Origin of the sequence: Acinetobacter sp. AYS6, assembly GCF_025630795.1 — a bacterium.
Taxonomy (GTDB): domain Bacteria; phylum Pseudomonadota; class Gammaproteobacteria; order Pseudomonadales; family Moraxellaceae; genus Acinetobacter.
On sequence record NZ_JAOTNV010000005.1, the window covers coordinates 505,053 to 525,518 of the forward strand.

Consider the following 20,466-nt stretch of genomic DNA (forward strand, 5'->3'; position numbering starts at 1 on the left):
AGCAACAGCAACAGCAACAGCAACAGCAACAGCAACAGCAACAGCAACAGCAACAGCAACAATAAAATAAATATTGACTCTACATGCAAGTGAAACAACATTTGCATGTAGAAGGTTGTAAAAGCATCACTCAATATCCATTTGGATAAATCTGAAAACGCCGTGTCCCTGCTTTGGTTTGTGAGAATTGCTGTAAATATTCAGGGTACTTTTTCAACAATGCTTTACTGTCTAGGCCAATAGAATCCTGTGCCTTCTTCCAAGTAATCGATCCACCCATAAAGACTACCCGCTCGGCATCCTTCATCAGTATCTGTAACCGATGTTTCAGCTCATCAAACAGTTGTTGATGGGTTTCGATCTTGCGCTTTTCTTCCAGTAGCTCATTGAACAATTGATTGGCTGTTTCGTTGTCTGTGAGGTCTTCCGTTAGTAATGGTATCTGCTCAGGATATAGTGCTTGTAATGCTTTACCTGCTGATTCAGATGCATCCACGGCAGGGGGAATATCCATTTCCACACATTTCCAGAAATGGCGTTCCGCTCGTACAATATGTTCAATCACACTCTCGCTACGGGTCACTTTATAGATTCGGGTTTCATGTCCACAAATCAGCACACAAACATGAGCTGCCTGTTTACCAGTGACCGCGAGTTGATGCTGTACCTGACAAAGTACATAAAGCGGAACACCATCTCGCCAAAGTTTAGCCCCATATTCACCGACAGTTTTGCATTCGAGTATCTGGACTTCATCACTTCCAACAACCGAATAATCCAGATTAGCCAACATAAAGGCTTTATCTTCATCAGGGTGCTGTAACACGGCATTCACTCTACGGACTTTCTGGTTGGTATGCATGCTGTAGTATTCAGCAACTAACGGTTCCAGCCGTTTGCCCCAGTACAAAGGTGCATAACCTGCACTTTCATCTTCAATGCCTTGCTGCATTCGACCCGTTTTAATCATCCACAATTCCAACATCGACATGTGTGGATTTAGTCCACATGCTGTTGCTGCATCACTACTACCGATCCCCTGTTTTCGTATTTGCAGCCATTGTTCACGGCTCATCTGTTTGGTTTCTACTAATCGTTTGGCTTTGTTACTCCGTCTATTATGACGTGAATATGTTTTTGCTCGAACAGGTGGACCTATTAAAGGCTGCTGCTGGCTCGTTATGACTTGTCCCATAGTTTGCTCCTATATTTTTAAGGCATAAAAAAACCACATCCGAAGATGTGGTTCTAATATGGATAAACAATAATACTTTAAAGAAAAGTGACTGCTTCTAAGTGATGTGATAAACTCTCGTTATCAACACCAGAAAACTCAATTAAAAGTTGTCCATTTTCTATTGCAGGTTCAAGTAATTTGAACCTTGAATAAATGAGAATCCAAAATCATTATTCACTACACCACCTAGCTAATTAAATGTTCTCACTATTATTATCAAATATTGAATTATAAAAACGCATTAAGTATCTTTTTCATATTAATAGAGTGACTTATCTTTTTCTTATTAATTAGGAAAAAGGCTATTTGAATGACCGATTACATCAGAAATATTGTTAATAACCAGACTCTAAACTCTCCGCTAACACTAATTCGTAGTGCAACTATCCTGAGCATGGATGAGAATGTAGGTAATATTGAACGCGGTGATATTCTTATCGCTGGATCCACCATTACCGCTGTGGGCCAGGACTTGGACGCACCAAATGCTTACGTCATAGATGCTACGAACATGATTATCATACCAGGGATGGTAGATTCTCATCGCCATTCATGGGAAGGTCAACTACGCCGCATCAATCCTAATGCTACATGTCTGGATGACTACAGCAACGCTACTCACTTCTCATTTGCTAAATACTATCGCCCTGTCGATATTTATATTGGTAACATGTTGACAGCCCTAGGAGCTATTGATGCAGGTATAACTACAATTATTGATAACTCTCATAACAGCCGAACCGCGGCACATTCAGACGCTGCTGTAGAGGCTTTACTTGACTCTGGCATTCGTGCCATTCATGCCTCTGGTGCACCTGTATCAGGTGACTGGGATAGAGCACACTGGCCGGGTAATTGGCAGCGTCTTCAAGAAAAGTATTTCAAAAACAATCCCGACAGCCTTGTTTCTCTTGGTGTGATGGCTCAGCTTGAGCCAGAATTATGGGCTGAGGCCCGTAGACTAGGGTTACCAATCGTTACTGAGTTCTTTGGTTCCCAAATGGCTTCTGAGCTTGAATCATTACATCAGCAAGGTCTACTTGGTCCAGATAATATTTTCAATCACTGTACAGCACTTCCTGATAAGGGATGGAGGATCCTACGTGAAGCTGGGGTCCGGGTGAACGTATGCCCACGCTCGGACGCACACTATGGTATCGAAGATGGTATGTTTGCCATTGAAGCTGCTCAACGTCATGGCATCAACCCAGGCCTAAGTGTAGATAATGAAACCTCCTATAGTACAGACATGTTCATGGAAATGCGCGTTGCTTTTTATCTACAACGAATAATGGGAATGCATAAGCAACAAAATTGTTGTGATTCCGCACATTCGCTAACAACCCTTTCGGCAACGCAACTTCTTAAAGCAGCAACCATCGATGGAGCTGCCTGTGCAGGATTACAGGATAAAGTTGGCAGCTTAACGCCGGGCAAACAGGCTGACCTGATCCTGATCAATGCTGGTGATATCAACCTTTACCCATCTGGGGATGCCTTTGGCACGGTGGTACATGCTACAGAACGTAGCAATATTGATACTGTCATGATTGGCGGACGTATCGTCAAGCAAAACGGTAAAGTTCTTGGTGTGGATGAAGTCCGTCTTCATGCAGCGATTGATGAATCACGTCAACATCTGTTTTCTGCCGCTGGATATAAACCTGACATTTTTGCAGAGAAGTTTCTACCTTTAGAGCATACACACTGACAGGTAGAAAGTATGAATATGATTTATTACATAATCGCATTTGCCGCAGGTCTCGGTATTACCCTGCAAACAACCCTAAATAGCCAACTAGCTAGGAGTCTAGGAGGTGACTCAGTTACTGCTGCGTTGTTTTCATTTTCGACTGGAGCTTTCAGCCTTGGGATTTACTCTCTGCTGCGTGGTGGATTATTCACCTCACTTGCAGCCATTCCGTCTCAACCTCTGTGGAGTCTAGCAGGCGGACTAATTGGTGCATGTGCTCTATTTAGCTATGTGGTACTCGCACCGAAAATCGGTTTTTCAGCCCTCCTCGGGTTGGCAATCGTTGGACAATTACTTTCATCACAGATGATCGACCATTTTGGCCTGCTGAGCGCCGTGAAGCGACCAGTTTCATTAATCAAGTTGGGTGGAATGCTGGTCATGCTGATTGGTCTGGTCACCATGCTATTCGGAGATCGACTGACTGAACGTCTCTTTCACTAATAGAATAAAAACATTAAACCCCTAATCGTTACGGACGTTTGTCCAGTACAGACGTCCGTAATCATTTCTATAAACACAGTGTTTGCTTCTATCTTCGGAGAAATAACATATTTTCAGTTTCAGTAAACAGCCGAAATTTTCTGGGAGCATACCCTTTGTGTTTTAAAAATACACATAAAATATATTGAGTGAATATTAAAGGCTATCAACAATTTGCTTGACTAAAAAGTTGAGTAAAGCCTTTTCATTATTCAATGAAAGCGAATAATCTAAGAGTCTGAGTAAAGTATTGGGATAGAAGTATGAGATTGGATCGTATTCAGGCTATGCAGATTTTTGTTCGAGTGGCAGAAGCTGAAAGCTTTATCCACGCGGCAGAAACACTTTCTCTACCCGCTTCTACAGTCACTAACACAGTTAAAAATCTTGAAAAATATTTACAAGTACGTCTGTTAAACAGGACAACGAGACGGGTTAGCTTAACTACAGAAGGAGCAGAATATCTCATCCAGTGCAGAGAAATACTTGACCTCATTGAGCATACCGAGTCTAACTTGACTAATGCCATCAAACAGCCACAGGGTCGATTAAGAGTTGATATGCCTGCCGGCATTGCTCATTCGGTGATCATGCCTAACCTACAAAAATTTCAACAACGTTATCCCGATATTTACCTTATGATAAGCGTCAGCGATAGACAAGTAGACCTAATTAAGGAAGGTGTTGACTGTGTGATCCGCATGGGCAATTTAGAAAACTCCACGCTGGTTGCCCGCCCTCTTGGTAAGTTTCGCTGGATAACATGTGCTTCGGCAGCATATTTAAAAGAAAATGGAGTTCCACAAATTCTCGATGATTTAAAAAATCACCGAGTTATTCATTATTTTTCAGGGAACAACAGACATGTGGGTGAAATGCATTTTGAGCGAAATGGAGAGAAAAAAACTGTACAAATAAATAGTACTGTCGCCGTTAACGAAACTGAGCTTTATATAAAAATGTGTCTTGGAGGATATGGGCTTGCTCAACTTGCTGAAAGACTTGTGGTAGAACACTTAAAAGAGAAAACTCTCATCGCAGTGTTACAAGACTGGTGCCCTCCACCTGTTGCTGTGACTTTACTTTATCCACATCAGCGTTTTGTTTCACCAGCAGTAAGGGTATTTTCAGACTGGATGGCCGAGCTCATTAATGATCGACAGTCTAACTTTGTTTAAACTGATAAATTATTTAACTTATTAAAAAAATAATTTGTATATATTTTTACAGTTTAAGTCTCCACTTTAAATTCCATAAAAAATATCAAATTTAAATAGGAGACTTATTCTTAAAATCTAATAAACTGCATCTGAAGAGGCGATTAAATTAAATCAATTTGATATAGCTCTACTTAGGCTAAATTTATTAGACTATCATTCGCAAGGCTTGCTCCAACCCACGTTGTTTAAGGTTAGCTCCAGCCCCAAACCATGCTGAATCCATCCGGTGATCCGTTGAAATCGCCCGTCGTTCGTGATCCACAAACTCGGTAATACTACAAAGCAGCCCATAAGCTGTATCTTTGGCTGAAGCCAACTCGACCCCACGTCCATGCCCGTTAAACATGGTCATGACCTTAGACATGGCACGCCCATTTGGTTCGGTTTTATTTTCGACTCTGGATGAGTTGATCTGTTTAGGTATAGCTACATTACGGTAGAACTGAATGATACTTTCATCCTGTTCAGCACTACTCAGGTTCGTGTTATTAAACACGGCATCGAAGTAGGCTGCTGCTTCCTGCTGTGTGACTTTACGCTGGCTGAGTTGCTTCATTTCATACATATGTTCATCCCAGTTTTTAATAGAAATACCCAATTGCTGCTTGATCTTTTCAGCATCGAACTTGGTACTGTGTGGCACCTTCACCACACCTGCACTACTATTCTGCCCACGTAGAGCAATCGCCAGTGTGTTGTTACACACTACACGAATCGAAATAAATTGCGCCGTGGTGGCTAATGTGCCATCACATGCGGTTGCTAATAAAATGTAGCCGTTACTGACATCCTTACTTTTCAACGCTGCCGATTGTCCTGTTCTTGCCAATGCCCAGAACTTACGACCACCCTTAAGTACCCCAGCCGTTTCCAGTTCAAAGCCTGATTGCTCGGTTAGGTCTCGGTAAAACTCCAAGATTTCTTTGGGCTGGACTTCCTGATAACGCTGACTCACTACCGATAACGGCGCATGTGTATCTGAACGATAAAGTACTCGTTGCTCCTCATAAGGCATCAGGATATTTTGTCCCCGGTCATTCTTTGCCATATAACTGACATTGGACGATTCAATTCGCCAGTCCATCCCCGCCTGCTGTGCCCAGATTTCTATTGGTTGATTTTGAGGGAGTTGATTACCTAAGCCATGCCAAGGGGTTTGACCAACGAATGCCATTGTTTCTATTTGATGTGCCATGATTGTTTTCCTTTAAGTGATTTAAATAATTTGAAAGTTATAAATAATGAGAATTAAGCAAAGCCTGATTGCTGGATTTCAAAATGCTCCAGACATTGCTGACACTGGTAATACAAGGTCACCATGTTGTCTTGATGCTGAACGTAGAGCAGAAACATGCCCCCAATCACCAAGCCCACAAAACCACCTACCAAAGGGTGAACAGGGCTGCGTTTTGATAACTGCATACAGGCAGCCGCCAGAGACATCGGCGAGAAAGATGAAAGCTTTGCAAATACCCCCGAAGTTGGCTCAGTCTGACGCAGTAATGTGATGTGTAATGAATGACAGTAAGGACATTGGTGCATGGTCTTTCTCCTAAAAAGCATAAAAAAGAGCCTGCGGATTCGCAGGCTCTTTTTGTCTTAGTTAAATTTTATTGTTTACTGACCACGCTGTTTGTTTTTACAGTCAGCAACAGCTCGGGGTATGTAACTTAAACTTGGGTGACAAGGATCACTTCGCCCTGGGACATAAATACCTCCATATTTTCGAGGCTTTACGCCAATGAAATTGATAAACGTGCTATTGGTCGTATAAGGAATCCGTGCCACGGTGGTATAAGCACTTGGGCCAACACTACTCAGCGCTAAAACCTGTTCACATTCATTAAACATTGATGCTTTAAATGTTCTTCGGGTTCCATTAACTAAAACAGTCTTATAAGTACAAGTCACTGGCCCGGAATATCCTGCCTGTTCTACTAAATATGCAGGTATTTCATGGGGCTTAAGATCCACTGCATATGCTGAAATACTGATTACTGCTAACCCAAACCCTAGAAATAGTTTTTTCATTTGATCCCTCTCTATTTCTTAATGGATTACAAAGTACAGTTCAACTCAGCGCTATCAATGTACTGCTTAGCTTTGATATCAAACATAGTTTGCATGAGTAGACATTCACCAGTGTTGGTATAAGCACTGTGGAATATTGCTAAAACATATTTCTGTTCTGGGCCATATTTCATCACTTGCCAACCTGACCAGTTATTCGGAATTGAAGTCACTTTATTCCCATCCGTAATAGAGAACCAATATTCCGTATTCTTGTCTTGGGTTTCGTAAAATACATCTTCCCATTCTTTAGGAAGTTGATTAATTTCAAACAAACCACAGGATACTTTATCTGAAGTTATGCATTTACCACTATCCATATTGGTTGTATATAACCCATGACCAAGGGCTTTACCTTTAGTACCGCCCTCTGATTTTTGAGTAGGAACAGTTTCTTTTTCCTGCACTCCTAATACAGGTTCACTGCTTGCCTGAATCACAGATTCAGAAGCAGCGGGTTCAGAAACAGAGGCTGTAACTGTTGTTTCTGATTTCGGTTTTAAAAACTTGTCATAGCCGACCCATCCTGCAAGCACCACGACCAGTGTAGATAAAACGCCAATAATAAAAGTCTGAATATTTTTAGGTTGTGATGTCATCATGCTTCCCCCTTTCGGTTTCATGAATTTGCTTCATTAATGAGAGCAATTCGGTAGCTCTCTCATTTAGGTAATATGTATTTAAAATTTCTTTATTTTTGGTTTTCTGGATTGAAGTCAGCTTGATCAAAAGCAGGGACTTCATCTTTGTCAGTAATGCTTGTCACTGCTGTATTATCAGGACTGATTGAATGGCTGCGAGCCGCTTCAAGCATCTGCTCGGTTTGTTCATCCTGAGCACGGTCATAGGCATAAAACAATGCAAATGAAAGTATAAAAATCACCGCATAAGCTGCGTACCATTTCCAGCGCCGTTTCAACCGTTGGGTATTGATCTTCATCGGTTAAACCTCTAGATAGACTTTTAATACAGCTCTGGCCTGATTGATCTGCTGTGCCTGTTGTTCAATGAGCTTCTGTACTGATTCGGGTAAGCTCTGATATTTATCGGGGTGGAAATCTGCCATCTTTTTGCGGTAAGCGACTTGCAGGGTTTGTTCAGTAAGTGAATGAGGTGGGATATCAAGAAGTTCGCATGCTTGTAGTTGTTCGTTATTCAGATCAGGAACTATTGTCTGTTTCGTTTCCTCCGCTAAACATTGATAGATAATTTTAACAAGGTCTGGAAAGACAGCTCTAGAGACGTTGGATACACGGCACAGATGGGTCATGAAAAGGTCAGCTTGATCCTGTTCAACTTGACCTAGGCCCATGGCATAGACTAATTGTTCAATCATCTCCCTACGGAAGTTATAAGCCAGCTTATCCTTCAGGTCTGCCAAACGATGTAACAAATCTTCATAATCAAAGTGCATCTGTTCATTCAGTAGTTTCTCTACATATTGATGCACTGCCTCATCATTCAATTTAGTAAAATGATCGGATACGACTTCTTTCGATCGGGCATTCCATTGGTTCGTACTGAACGTAATAAAATAGGCAAACAGATCAATCATGATCTGCATACCTTTATCAATGTTTACAGTCGTTTGCTTGGTTCCTTGTCTGCCCTGACAACATTCATTTAGGAATGCGACAAGGGTTCTTACAACACCTTTATCCAATTGGGTAAAGTTCAGCTCATCCTGACCATTAATCAGAATAGAACTCGTGATCATTCCAATATCTGCATCCACCCGCTGAAGGTGTTCAAATAGATAAGCCTGCTCATCTTCAAAACTGGCTTTATAAAACAATCCTTTGGCCGTTAGACACATCCCGGCCTTGGCACTGCCAAATACCGTGTCATCAATCAGCATCAATACATCTTTAGGGTTCACGCCATGAGGAAGATAGGTCATGGCACCTTGTAACTTTTTATTAGGAATGACTGGCGCAAAATAAATATTGTCACTACTTCTCAATAAGGGCACCCACTGGCTCTGCTGGATCAGGTCATCTATTCTCATCACCATGTGCCCCTAGAAAAACCAGCGTATAAGTGCAGCAGGCCAGACTAAAGCACCACCAAGTAAATAAGCACCAGACTGTCCCGGATACTCCCAAATGCAATACAGCCAGTAACCAATCACAATCGTAAAATAGAAGGTAAAAAATGGATGTTTCATGATCAAAACTCCTAAATTGAGTTGCATACCCCCTTCCCGTTGCCCGAACAGGCAACAGGAAATGGGTGATTCAATGATTTGCTTAAGGTTTTAAAAAATAATTAGTGTTAAAGCTTATCCACACATTGTTGACCGGACTGATACATCACCCTGTCTAGATCATTTGGTAGATAGGTCATTCGTTCGATCTGGCGCATAACTTTACGGCCATAATGTTCTTCCACTTTGTCATAGACACAGGAGCAATAGCTGCGACTGCCACCCATGTTGTAGCAGCCCTGCTTCACGCCCTTTTCAAACTGGGAAGAACAACCATTTAGCATCAGGAAACTGACACCCACCACACCCATCAAAATTTTATTTTTCATCGTTATATCCAGTGACATGGTCATGGAGATCAGGCTTTTTTAGGCAATACAAAGCCCTGCCACGGTGTAGCTCGCATGACATTTTTTAAAGTTAAATTTTTAGACGAAAAAAACTAAAGCTTGAGAAACCAGAAGTTCATCAAACCCTATTAAAAATTAATCGGGGTGTATAAAAAGAATATGCATAGCCAACTCCTTTATATTGGGAGTTCTGCCAAAGCATTAGAGAATTATGGTGGCAGAACGAGAAAGGGTTCGCGGACTGGTCTTAGGGCCAGCACACCCGAAGGTGTCCCCCTCCCGTTCCACCGCAGAGAGGGGGCACGAGGGGCTGAGTACTAAAAGTAAAACCTTTAATACTCCTAAGAATGGTCCGCGACGACCAACTGGCAATGTAGGCCAGCACGCAAAGGATAATGTGCAATATTTAAGGTGTCAATCATCTATCAACTAAGTCGTAAAGTGATTGTTATTGTTTTTCATGAAATTACTTAGTCAGTTTGACAAAAATCACTCTTTAATTTTAATGAGATAATTTTTAATTTGATCTGCTTAGTTAAGAATTTCCAAATTTTGTAGATAAAATTTGATCTTAACAAATGAGTAGAATACCCCCTATTAATTAATAAATTTACAATATATTAATTTATGATATAAATAAAATTCTTATAATAGTTCAGAGTTTTTTCATGACAACATTATCTGTAGCAATTGCTGATTTTCTTTCAACATCAATCAACTCTATCAATGATGTTAAATATTTCCTTAATCGATACCCAACTACTGTCCAGCAACAGCTTGTAAGTGCTCTATATCACGGAAGAGATCATCTTCATAAAAGTAGCCTATCAGATAACAGTGTTATCTCAACAAAAAATATTGATCATATTGAAAACAGTAAATACAGCAATCTAATTTTTGAAAAAGGGGCAAACGTTGCAACTTACCTTCAAAAGTTTAGAGAGTGTGCAGCTGCATCTAACTTTAATATTGATGCATTATAATTATTTAAATAAAAGAGAACTTCAATGTTCTCTTTTTTTATTCTCTCATAATTAATTTTCTACTTACTGGCTCACCTTAAATTATTAAGAAATTAGTTTTGCAGTGATAGACTATAACTCTTAAATAGGGAGTTTAAGGAAAACTGAGTGTTACGGTTAAAATGTATAGGCGGACCATTATACGGGCAAATTTATTCACACCCTTACAATGAGTTTATTTTTAAAGACAAACAGACAGGAAAACAGACTCTTTATCGTAAACAGGCTTTAAACTTCACACCACCACAGGAGTTCTTTGTAGCAGAGTCTATTTCTCATAGCTTTGCTTATCATCTTGCATTGCAATTAAAAGAATAAAAAATGATACTGATATAGGCCATGCCACAACCAAATGCATAAGATGTTAACTTCTTGATTTTTCTATTGGCTGTCCATGGTTATATCCCCCAGGAAGCTTTAAACTATTACCATTCTATTAATGTAACTCTTACAATTTTTTCTAATGAAAATTTGTTCTTTGTTAACTTTTCAAGAATTCGATCAATCAACACAAAAAATGTTTAGGGAAAAACAATTTATTAAAAAATAAAAATGATTAATTATTTCATTGAACAGATCAAATAAGAAAAAATTCATGTACTGAACTAAAGCTCTTTACTTTTATCAATTAAACTTGGAATTTTAAATCGCACCCACTACTTTCTTTCACTGGACCATGAAAAGATGACCGAATTCACCAATAATAACAGTCATCTATCCAATATTTTAAAATTCAAACTCAGGAAGACACATCATTCTTGTGGTACGAACAGGCCAAGAGTTAAGGCACGATACTCCTCCTCTGAGGTGCCACGGCGAGCATTGAGCAACGGATAAATATCTTGAGTTGGTGTATAACGGAGTTGGCTAGAGCCATCAGTCGCTGCTGTGTAGATTGCCTCTACAACCTTTTCTACCGCATCTGGTTGCGATGTACCAGCCATATCACCATAAAGTTTTCCCATATACTGAAGGAAAGGTAAGTAACTATCGATTACCTGTACATCAGCATTTTCTTTACCCATACGAACCATAAAACCAGTTTGAGGTGCGCCGCCTGGCTCAATAATCTTTACTTTAATACCGAGTGAACCAAGTTCGTAAGACAACCCTTCTGACCAACCTTCTAATGCAAACTTTGACGCACTATAAACTGACGCCATCGGAAAGCCGATAGCACCAGCACCTGAACTCACATTGATAATCGTACCCGCCCTATTTTCACGAAAATGCGGTAAGATCGCACGAACTATGTCCATCGCACCGAAGACATTTACCTCAAACTGCTGCTGGATTGCATTACGCGATACACCTTCAAAAATGCCGAACAAGCCATAGCCCGCATTATTAACAACCGTATCAATACGACCAAATCTTGTAATACCTTGGGCAATAGCAGCTTCAATACTTTGCTGATTCTGGACATCAAGATATGTAACAAGCATGTTAGTACTATCCGAAAGCCCGTGATTATTTGCCTTTGGATTACGCATGGTTGCTATGACGTTCCAACCGTTTGTTGCAAAGAATTTAGCAGTTGCCTCGCCGAATCCAGATGAAGCTCCTGTAATTAAAATAGTCTTCATAAAAAACTCCTTAAAGTGTTTTAACACTATAGAAATGACAACTAGTGATGTAAACTAGCTAATCAAGAACATAAAGATGAAGGAATCTGTACAATGGATGACTTTGGGATACGGACACTTACTGTCATGAGTGCGGTGGCAACTCATGGTAGCTTTAGAGGTGCAGCTCATGAACTAGATATGTCACCATCATCAGTAAGTCATATGGTGGCGAATCTCGAAGCTAAACTGGGGATACGCTTATTCTTAAGAAACACACGAAGTGTTGTACTGACCGAAGCAGGGGAAACTTTTCTCACAAAAATACGTCCTGCCTTGCAAGACATTACCGATGCAGTGAATGGCGTTAACCAATTGAAGGATCATCCTTCTGGTTTGATTCGTCTCAATGCCTCAACTTGGGCAGCTGATCGAATCCTTCCTTTTATATTAGAGTTTATGGACAAGTATCCAGATGTAAAAGTTGATTTGGTTACTGAGGGAAGATTGGTAGATATTGTAGGTGAAGGTTTTGACGCAGGCTTAAGACTAGCTTCTCTTGTTCCTCAAGATATGATTGCTTTACCTCTCGGAATTGATGAAGCATTAATAGTAGTGGGTTCTCAAGGCTATTTTAAGAAATTTGGCATTCCAAAAACTCCTGGTGACTTAGTTGCCCATTCATGCATACAAGCCCGCCTCCCAAGTGGAGCATTGATGCGATGGGAGCTTACTAAAGGATCAGGAGAAACCTGGATAAAAACGACAGGTCAATTAACTGTCGGTACAACCCAGCTTGCAGTTAAGGCTGCGATTGGTGGAGCTGGATTAGCCTTTGTTGAAGCGCGTGAAGCAGAACCTTTTTTAAACAATGGTTCCTTAGCTCAGGTATTAGAAGAATGGACACCACCATTCGAAGGCCATGCTCTGTATTATCCACGACCACGTCTTTCTTCAGCAGCATTTCGAGCATTCGTTAATTTTTGCCGTACTAAGGTATCAGTAAAATCCAATCATGAATTTTAAGAACACATTTGTAATCATTAAAATGCTAAGCCGAACTTATGTGCAATCAATTGGTATGTGATAAATCGTAATAAGAACAATAAGAGTTCAGGACAAAATTGCATTGATTTTACAACAATCAAGATGATTGAGATAAAACAACCAATGATCTATTTAATATAATAGTTCTCTTCACTCTTATGAATCATTCTTTATTAGCTTTCTTTTTAAAGACTATAGAAAATATTATTAGAAAACTCCACAAAATAGATATATATCCCCATGATCTTGCTTCTTTTGGAGCATTTTCTTGAAGTTCAATAAATTTATCATGGAATTCTTTAGAAGATGGAAATACATACTCTTCACGATTTAAGTTCGTAATTTTAGTCGGATAAAAAGTCTGATCCAGAATCTTCCCAAACAGAACAATTGTCTCTTTATTCTTTCTACTTGCCAACTCATAAAGACTAGAGGGTGCAGAAACCACTTTCAGATGTACCTGTTTACCATTGTCACGTAAAGAAACTGTTTTGCCATAGATATACAATCCACCACCGCCTTTAGAACTTCTTTTCTCAACCAATTCGCCTTCTATCTCTAATAACTTTGCATTAGCAATACGGCGTGTAATATTGTCGGAATATTCAAAGCGGCCAAACGTAATTATCAAAATGATAGGGAAAGTCCAGTATATACATGGTCCCCATACTGTCTCCATTCCCTTTCTGGAGAAAAAAAACATAACGATCGACAATATACTTTTAAACACTGTATTTCCTTAGCCTAAACTGCTATATCACAATAAGTACTTAGCAGAAAAGCCTTAGTTAATATTTCCAGATATTTACTGAGGCTTAGACTTTCACACTTATCTTCTGATTTAAAATTATTTTAAAGTTCTTTCAATTATATCTAACAACCTAACTTTCTCGAGAAGTAAATCTGAAATTGCATCCAGTTTACTTTCTGGTGAACGCCAGTAAATACATAGCCAACGTTCGGTACCTCTGCGATAATTCTCAACTTTCTGATCTAGATACCGCGTATCAGATTGGGTACCTAAAATAGAAAGGGCTTCTTTTTCTCGCTCAGGCGATAGATTAAGGATGTAAGTAATAACTTTAATAACCGTTTGTCCATCTTCTTGTTTTATCAGTAACGTAGTATTAGATTTGTTTCCCCAAGCCTTATTATAAAAACGAATACCACCCCAAGACTCATACTTATTTTCAGATTCATAACCATCAATCATTTCATTAAGCTGCTGACTTAAGTTGTCCACAACCTCACTAATAGTACTAGTCCGAAGTCGTTGAAGTTCCTCTATTTCCTTATAATGATCTAATATAAATTGAACACGATTCATATCTAAATTCTTTATCCGATAATAACTTTCTAAATGAAGTAAGAACTCCCGAGCACAGAGATTCCATTTATTCATTGGATTAGTCAGCATTTGCTCTGCCAAATATGGGCGGATACCATTTACAATTTGTTGATATGACACCCCCCGCCAACCTTCTGCTTTACTTTTCCCTGCAATACTAAGAATAACCCCTACAATTTGTTTATTCTTAGACTGATTTTTAGATTGAGCAAAATAGGTATAATCCTGAAAAGGATTATTCTGATGATGGTAAATTTTAGCTTCTAGCAAAATAAAACAGGTATCTGTTTCTATCCATAGATCAATACGATTGCCCTGATGAGTAACATACTCCCTTTCCAGCTTCACAATATGACCTAGATCCAATTTGCTCAGGCTTTCCTCCTGCTGTAAAATATCGCAGAAACCCTTCCAAAATAAATCACCAAGATTATGTGATTCAGTTGGGTTCAGAAAGAACTCTAATAGTTCCGTAGTCGGATTTTCGTAATGGTTACGAATTGCTGTATCAAAGAATGTTTTTTCCCGAGGTGGTATTTTATATTTCTTCGCATTTTTGAGCAGTTGCTTATAATGTTCAAAGGTAGATAACTGCATATTTAATCCATTAATTCCAAATTCTTAGTTGATTCTCATCAATCAAAATCACCAAAAATAAAATCAATTATTTAAAATAGTTTATCACAGAGTAATAAAAAACCTCTTAACTTTAGGGAGTTCCGCCATCCCCTATACATAGGTAGAGAATGGCTTGTGGATTTTGACTCAAACCGTCGATTGCTACATTATAAGCTTCAACTATCTCAACGTTTAGGTGCTCGAGCAATAAAGTGTTTAAAGGCAACTGGCCAGACCCTGACATTAATCGAATCCTCTGTCGTACTCACAATATCTCGTTGTAGTAATGACTCCAGATCATTTTGATCATCAAACTCTCCAAACATAAATGCCAATGGATGATTTTTCTGAGCATCCTCGGTTTCCAGATTGATTCCCATCCCCTGCCGTTGTGTAGCCCAAATCCAACTTTGCATGATCATTTGACTCATCACCGACACATCAGAATATATATTTCCATTCAGCGTCATTGAAAATAATAGGCCATATTCATTGGTATTCGGCAAACGAATTACCCGCTGATATTGAAACAGGTAATCAATCGGATAATACTTGGGATTATGCAAATATTTCATCAAGCTCCGGATATGCTCATTCAACTCGATAATAGAAATATTGTTCGCATATTCTGGCTGATACCCTAAAAACAGGTTGATCTTGTTAAGGTTATAATAGTGCTCTGTTGCTTCATCATAATCCTCCTGATACCTCACTACTGTTTTTCTGTGCTGCTCATTTTTCTTTTTAATTTCTTCCAGTATGGCTGGCAAACTAAAAATCTTGACCAGCTTGGTTAAAATCAATTCAATCAGCCTGGCTTTATATTGCTCAAAGTCCATCTGATTGGTGTAAGGCTCAGGAAGCTCACTACGACTGGCAAAATAACACTGTCTAAAAGATTCAATCCAGATCCCTGAATAAAACTCCATTCGCATGCATAATAAACTCCAGTCATGAAAGTAAACGAATAATCGGTCAAACCAGAATTTGGAGTCAAAATCTCCGCCTTGTTTAAAACGAATCCGTTGATACATTTGATGGATATCATGCTCAAAACGTGGAGCTGTCTGATGTTCAAGATAAGTTAAGCTAAAGCCTGTCATGTTCATTGTCCTACTCAATCATGCTTAATCGCATAGGACATACAACTCAATAAAAAATAATTGAATTTTCAAAACTGCCGGGCCACCTTTTGACCCGACAGTTTCAGATATGACAGGCTCTAACACCCCTTCCAGTTATAATCATCTAAATTAAACTCAACATCAAAATTCGGACCACGACGATAACTACGGACATAAAGTCCCTTACTGAAGGTATTAGCAGATAAAGATGCCTTGACCCGCAATCGTTGCAGATACTTACTTGGTCGGGTGAGATATAGAGCAGCATTGATAGCATTCTTCACTTTTTGAGGATCATCTCGACTGACTAACCCCAAACCATCCGTTCCACTTTTAATATATTTCTCTCGATATTTTGGATCATTCAGATTGAAATACGCACCGCAACCACCTGTAATATTAATCCACTCTTCACCAACAAGCATCCCTTGACGCTTATCATTGTCAAGCTTCGAATAATCATAGATGAGAAGTAAATGAATATGATAACCGCCCTCCTGCCCACCCTGTTCTAAAGCCCAGGCATGTCCCTGCAAATGCTTAAAACAACTATCAGCATTAGAAAGACGATTACATAATATTGCTAGATGAGCATAAACATCTGAGATAGTCATCTCCTTCGGATGATTCTTCTCATACTTCAAATCAACACGTACAAACAGTAAACGGCTATAGTGCTCAATCAGACTCTTCACATAGTGCCCCAAACTATACGCATTGCGTTTCTCCTGCTGTATATATGCATTTTTCTCACTGAAGCTAAAACTGTTATAAACATGATAAAGCGCAAGAATAATCCCATAACCTTCTTCACAATTCTCAAGATCATCCAATGAATATCCCTTGAACTGACGTAACCGGTCTATATAGTCCACGACATGCCGTTTGAACTCATTAATGAAGTGAGCATAGTGTAAATCGCTTCGGTATATCTGCTTAAAGGCGGGAATGATCTGACAACATTCCCGAATGACTTGTTTCAGCCTTTCAGGATTCATCCTCTGGTCAAAAGGTAATTCTCCAGTTGCTATAATAAATTTTTCAATTCGCAGCAATGTCTTTGCTTCAGTTTGCATGTGTTAGTCCTATGAGTTAAACATCATAGCTATGTCGTCATGCATATTTTTTAATTGCACTGAGCCACTATCCACCGTTCTCTATAACCTAACTCTCTTGTACACCTACTCTCTGGTAGTCTTGTCACTACCAGAGTAGTCATTACCCTATACAGACATAAGCCATGTGTAAGTATGGTGTTAGGATTACTATGAGTTGATATCTGATATGTACAGAAAGTAGATAAATAATCGTAGATAGTAGTAGGAATAATATAAATAACCCACTAAGGCCTTCCTGTTGAACTACTCGTACAGCCGAACAGCTTGGATAAAAGGATGTTCCTTTTACCGAAAATATCTTAAAAATTGGGTAAGCTAAAGTTACGCACACAACTATTGGAAATATGGCAGCAAGCATCTGCCTTGTTTCCAGATTATGAAGATTTATTTTTTATTGAGTTGTCCATGGTGTGTGCACAAACGCACGCATTTCTTAAAAGGAATAAACCATGAATGCGTCTTTAACTCAAACAACTTTCGTGATGAACAAAATCATCAATATTAAACAAGTGATAGAATTTACTGGTCTAAGTCGTGCCACGATTTACAATTTGTTGGATCCTAAATCAGAATACTATGACCCTACTTTCCCCAAACAGGTTCGCCTAACTACAAATCGTGTTGGCTGGTCCGCCTTTGAAATTAATGAGTGGATTGAGTCAAAGCTAGCACAACGTTAAGGACTCTTATTTTTGAGCATCGAACCCTTAATAAAAGCTTTACGTACTAGCTGGCTCAATGGAGCCTGAAAGACATCCCGATAAGCGAAATACGGTATGACATGCTCAATGACTATTTTTTTCATTTGACGATCATATGCTTCAAGACAGACATGATATGTATTTAGAGCCTCTATCTCTGTCTTCAGTGCTTCAATCGAATGCATTAATATTTTTGGTTTAATCGCGCCATAGTACTTTATATTTTCTGGATCTTGCCACTTTAAAGTCTGAGCAGCTTTCGCATTAAGAAAACTATTCCAGCGGTAATCCAGATCATGAACGACTGTTTCTAACTGTTCGTGACAACGATCATTAAAGAACAATACTGCATCTAATTTGAATTCCTGTACTCCCTGACAGCTATTCTCTTGCCAGATTCCCATATAGCCACGCAACCAGTAACAAGGTTTAGCCCGTTTTGCCAAACGCATAAACTCTGTAAATAATTTTGATAATTGTGACTGAGTAAAACTTCCTTCTGATGAGCGAGCATCCACGACAATACGATAAGCCCAACAATTCTGCTCCAATACGCCTTTAAGATATTCTTTTGTATCCGTATGTCGCCGTGTACACTGAGAATAATGTTTTTCTAAAAGTTCACGCTTATCCCTGTCTTGAGCCAGTATTGAAAATAGATAGTGCTGTACATTCTGGAGGTTTCTATTCCATTGAGCTAATGCAGTAGCATCTACGGGCTGATTCAACATAATGCTATTAAGGGTTTGTAACAAGTTCCCCCACAGCATCAAAGCGTATTCCTGTCCAAACCACCATGTACGCAAACCACGGTTCTGAATTAGATAATCAATCTGACCTAATAAGCCAGGATCACTTGTAACTTGCTGCACAAGCGATAAATACTGCTGACCAACCTGTGTAGCTGATGCCTGTATATCACGGGCATGTAAGAAATGGGCATGATGTGCTGATCTCACCTCATTAAAGGCTGGATATCGATTGTGTAATAGGGTCTCAATAAATACTTCTATTTGGAATAACAAATCTCCACACTGGTTTGATGATCCATGTTCAGCACAAAATTCTTTATAGTAAATCTGCCCGACTAGCAAACGATCACCCACACGCTTAGGTAAATGTTTAACATCCCATATCACTTTGGGTGTTTTCCACTCCTGCAATACCTGCACTAAATTTTTAGGCGGGAGGCTTTTCTTGGAAGACAAGACTTGCTTCTTTACTTCGGGCTGCTGCCAATTTGGATAGTCAATGCTCTCATTGACTTCGAAGGGTCCTTTAGGGTTTATGAGCTTGGCAAAAAAATCTATTTTAATAAAATAGCTGAGTACCCAATACTTAAATTTTTCAACTCGTGTAGGCATTCCTATTGCTACACGACCAACAGCATATTTATTGCCGTGAGTCCTTACAAGCTCATTTCCATTAATAACATCAACATGATCATAGTGACTAAAATCTTTTTTCAATAACGCCAGTAGACGAACAATAGTATCTTCTTCTCGCTCAATAGTATGATTTCTTAATATTAAAATACATGACAGCTTTAAACCATTTTGATAGTCATGTTCAAGCTTGGTATATGCTCGCAGTAAACCTGGAACTACATGAAACATAGCATTCTGGATCGCAGTCCGATCTTTAAGTACTTTTTCAATCAAATGCTCTAACGGCTGATGATCTGCTTGATTGAATATACGTATGAACCGGATATCAACAACAAAGATATAAACTTCCTCATGTATCGATAATAGCCTGTCAAATTGTGCAAAAATATCGTTGATAGTTTTTTCGACCTGACTAGTCTGTTTATCCTTTTCCTCGATATATAACGGATCTTTTTGCAAGTCAGTAAAGAAGTTCGTCAAACGCCTTGCTTTTTCATATTGAAATTCCGAAGGTGACCACTGCCGCTTTAATTCTGACGAACCGGAAGTATTCACCCAAATTTGTTCGATATGCGGCATACGACCTGACTGATTAGCGCCATCTTCTTGCAAAAACTTTTGATAATAAGTCCAATTTAAACCCAGTTGAAGATAGGTTAAATCAAACATTTCACGTTCAAACTTAAGCTCATTAAAATAAGGAAGATAAGTTCTATCAAGCTCAGCATGCCCAGTCAGCCTAATTCCCAGTTGAGCAGCCCAAGGTAAACTACCCGCCCTTAAATCATCCACAAACTTATCAACTGCCCGAACCACCTGAACAGACTCTTTATATAAACAAATAGGTTCGCGTGCCGGATCTTTCCTCAAAGAATAATCTAATGCTTGCCATATATAAGGAACTTTATTAAAAAATAAATCAAATAGATCTTTCTCTTTAATTATTAGCTTATAATTATCCATTAAAATACTCAAAACAAGTAAATTCCCTGATATAGTAAGGCAATCAGGTTATATTCTTCAATACAATTTACCCTTTTAATCACAGCATAATTTACTATTAATCACAGTAAATAAGAATATTATTCACTGTGATTAATGAAATTTTCACTTTCCTCCTCTTCCCCCATCTTCCACAACTTAATTTCCGTATGGCAGAACGGTCAATTTTTTTATAAAATAATGTATAATTATACATATTTTAGACATAATATTA

22 protein-coding genes are annotated in these 20,466 nt (G+C 39.1%); 7 read left to right on the forward strand and 15 right to left on the reverse strand.

Annotated features, from left to right (window positions below):
• Positions 1 to 130: 130 nt before the first annotated feature.
• The gene (locus OD757_RS07105) at positions 131 to 1,195 is read right to left on the reverse strand and encodes a YqaJ viral recombinase family protein (protein ID WP_263031376.1); all 1,065 of its coding nucleotides are present in this window, start codon (positions 1,193 to 1,195) and stop codon (positions 131 to 133) included.
• A gap of 352 nt (positions 1,196 to 1,547) precedes the next feature.
• Here OD757_RS07105 and OD757_RS07110 point away from each other — a divergent pair, with 352 nt between their 5' ends.
• From OD757_RS07110 to OD757_RS07120, 3 genes are all read left to right on the forward strand, one after another.
• Positions 1,548 to 2,948 carry an amidohydrolase family protein gene (locus OD757_RS07110; protein WP_263031377.1) on the forward strand — a complete coding sequence of 467 codons (1,401 nt, stop codon included), beginning with the start codon at positions 1,548 to 1,550 and terminating at the stop codon, positions 2,946 to 2,948.
• 12 nt (positions 2,949 to 2,960) lie between these two features.
• Positions 2,961 to 3,434: a DMT family transporter gene (locus tag OD757_RS07115; RefSeq protein ID WP_262145435.1), complete on the forward strand. Its 474-nt coding sequence runs from the start codon at positions 2,961 to 2,963 to the stop codon at positions 3,432 to 3,434.
• A gap of 302 nt (positions 3,435 to 3,736) precedes the next feature.
• On the forward strand, positions 3,737 to 4,651 hold the full coding sequence (locus tag OD757_RS07120) for a LysR family transcriptional regulator (protein ID WP_263031378.1): 915 nt from the start codon (positions 3,737 to 3,739) through the stop codon (positions 4,649 to 4,651).
• A 187-nt stretch (positions 4,652 to 4,838) separates the two neighbouring features.
• Here the strand turns inward: OD757_RS07120 and OD757_RS07125 are convergent, their stop codons facing one another.
• The 8 genes from OD757_RS07125 to OD757_RS07160 all read right to left on the reverse strand — a co-directional run bounded on the left by OD757_RS07125 (position 4,839) and on the right by OD757_RS07160 (position 9,298).
• Positions 4,839 to 5,888 (reverse strand): DUF932 domain-containing protein, encoded by a 1,050-nt coding sequence (locus OD757_RS07125; RefSeq protein ID WP_263031379.1) that lies wholly within the window; start codon positions 5,886 to 5,888, stop codon positions 4,839 to 4,841.
• A 53-nt stretch (positions 5,889 to 5,941) separates the two neighbouring features.
• Positions 5,942 to 6,235 carry a hypothetical protein gene (locus OD757_RS07130; protein WP_263031380.1) on the reverse strand — a complete coding sequence of 98 codons (294 nt, stop codon included), beginning with the start codon at positions 6,233 to 6,235 and terminating at the stop codon, positions 5,942 to 5,944.
• A 75-nt stretch (positions 6,236 to 6,310) separates the two neighbouring features.
• On the reverse strand, positions 6,311 to 6,724 hold the full coding sequence (locus tag OD757_RS07135; RefSeq protein ID WP_317619789.1) for a hypothetical protein: 414 nt from the start codon (positions 6,722 to 6,724) through the stop codon (positions 6,311 to 6,313).
• A gap of 26 nt (positions 6,725 to 6,750) precedes the next feature.
• The gene (locus tag OD757_RS07140; protein WP_411267184.1) at positions 6,751 to 7,362 is read right to left on the reverse strand and encodes a hypothetical protein; all 612 of its coding nucleotides are present in this window, start codon (positions 7,360 to 7,362) and stop codon (positions 6,751 to 6,753) included.
• A gap of 92 nt (positions 7,363 to 7,454) precedes the next feature.
• The gene (locus OD757_RS07145; protein ID WP_262144463.1) at positions 7,455 to 7,703 is read right to left on the reverse strand and encodes a hypothetical protein; all 249 of its coding nucleotides are present in this window, start codon (positions 7,701 to 7,703) and stop codon (positions 7,455 to 7,457) included.
• Positions 7,704 to 7,706: 3 nt separating this feature from the next.
• Positions 7,707 to 8,771 (reverse strand): J domain-containing protein, encoded by a 1,065-nt coding sequence (locus OD757_RS07150; protein ID WP_263031383.1) that lies wholly within the window; start codon positions 8,769 to 8,771, stop codon positions 7,707 to 7,709.
• Between the two features lie 12 nt (positions 8,772 to 8,783).
• Complete coding sequence (locus OD757_RS07155; RefSeq protein ID WP_000682270.1) at positions 8,784 to 8,930, reverse strand: hypothetical protein; 147 nt, start codon at positions 8,928 to 8,930, stop codon at positions 8,784 to 8,786.
• Positions 8,931 to 9,037: 107 nt separating this feature from the next.
• Entirely contained in the window at positions 9,038 to 9,298 is a 261-nt protein-coding gene (locus OD757_RS07160; protein WP_263031384.1) for a hypothetical protein, read from the reverse strand.
• Between the two features lie 689 nt (positions 9,299 to 9,987).
• Here OD757_RS07160 and OD757_RS07165 point away from each other — a divergent pair.
• On the forward strand, positions 9,988 to 10,302 hold the full coding sequence (locus tag OD757_RS07165) for a hypothetical protein (protein WP_263031385.1): 315 nt from the start codon (positions 9,988 to 9,990) through the stop codon (positions 10,300 to 10,302).
• A gap of 147 nt (positions 10,303 to 10,449) precedes the next feature.
• Positions 10,450 to 10,659: a hypothetical protein gene (locus tag OD757_RS07170; RefSeq protein ID WP_263031386.1), complete on the forward strand. Its 210-nt coding sequence runs from the start codon at positions 10,450 to 10,452 to the stop codon at positions 10,657 to 10,659.
• A gap of 434 nt (positions 10,660 to 11,093) precedes the next feature.
• On the opposite strand, the gene OD757_RS07175 is transcribed toward OD757_RS07170, so the two are convergent.
• On the reverse strand, positions 11,094 to 11,927 hold the full coding sequence (locus OD757_RS07175; RefSeq protein WP_263031387.1) for an SDR family oxidoreductase: 834 nt from the start codon (positions 11,925 to 11,927) through the stop codon (positions 11,094 to 11,096).
• 93 nt (positions 11,928 to 12,020) lie between these two features.
• Here OD757_RS07175 and OD757_RS07180 point away from each other — a divergent pair, with 93 nt between their 5' ends.
• Entirely contained in the window at positions 12,021 to 12,932 is a 912-nt protein-coding gene (locus tag OD757_RS07180) for a LysR family transcriptional regulator (RefSeq protein WP_263031388.1), read from the forward strand.
• A 184-nt stretch (positions 12,933 to 13,116) separates the two neighbouring features.
• On the opposite strand, the gene OD757_RS07185 is transcribed toward OD757_RS07180, so the two are convergent.
• From OD757_RS07185 to OD757_RS07200, 4 genes are all read right to left on the reverse strand, one after another.
• Positions 13,117 to 13,632 (reverse strand): hypothetical protein, encoded by a 516-nt coding sequence (locus OD757_RS07185; protein ID WP_263031389.1) that lies wholly within the window; start codon positions 13,630 to 13,632, stop codon positions 13,117 to 13,119.
• Between the two features lie 168 nt (positions 13,633 to 13,800).
• Positions 13,801 to 14,898: a PD-(D/E)XK nuclease family protein gene (locus OD757_RS07190; protein ID WP_263031390.1), complete on the reverse strand. Its 1,098-nt coding sequence runs from the start codon at positions 14,896 to 14,898 to the stop codon at positions 13,801 to 13,803.
• A gap of 206 nt (positions 14,899 to 15,104) precedes the next feature.
• Positions 15,105 to 16,022, reverse strand: coding sequence for a hypothetical protein (locus OD757_RS07195; RefSeq protein ID WP_263031391.1), 918 nt, complete (start codon positions 16,020 to 16,022; stop codon positions 15,105 to 15,107).
• Between the two features lie 119 nt (positions 16,023 to 16,141).
• Positions 16,142 to 17,119, reverse strand: a complete 978-nt coding sequence (locus OD757_RS07200) for an inovirus Gp2 family protein (RefSeq protein ID WP_263031392.1) — start codon at positions 17,117 to 17,119, stop codon at positions 16,142 to 16,144.
• Positions 17,120 to 17,610: 491 nt separating this feature from the next.
• Between OD757_RS07200 and OD757_RS07205 the strand changes: the two genes are divergently transcribed.
• Complete coding sequence (locus OD757_RS07205) at positions 17,611 to 17,841, forward strand: helix-turn-helix transcriptional regulator (protein WP_024439356.1); 231 nt, start codon at positions 17,611 to 17,613, stop codon at positions 17,839 to 17,841.
• Here the strand turns inward: OD757_RS07205 and OD757_RS07210 are convergent.
• Positions 17,838 to 20,213, reverse strand: coding sequence for a hypothetical protein (locus OD757_RS07210; RefSeq protein ID WP_263031393.1), 2,376 nt, complete (start codon positions 20,211 to 20,213; stop codon positions 17,838 to 17,840). The two genes, OD757_RS07205 and OD757_RS07210, sit on opposite strands and share 4 nt — an antisense overlap.
• Positions 20,214 to 20,466 lie beyond the last annotated feature (253 nt).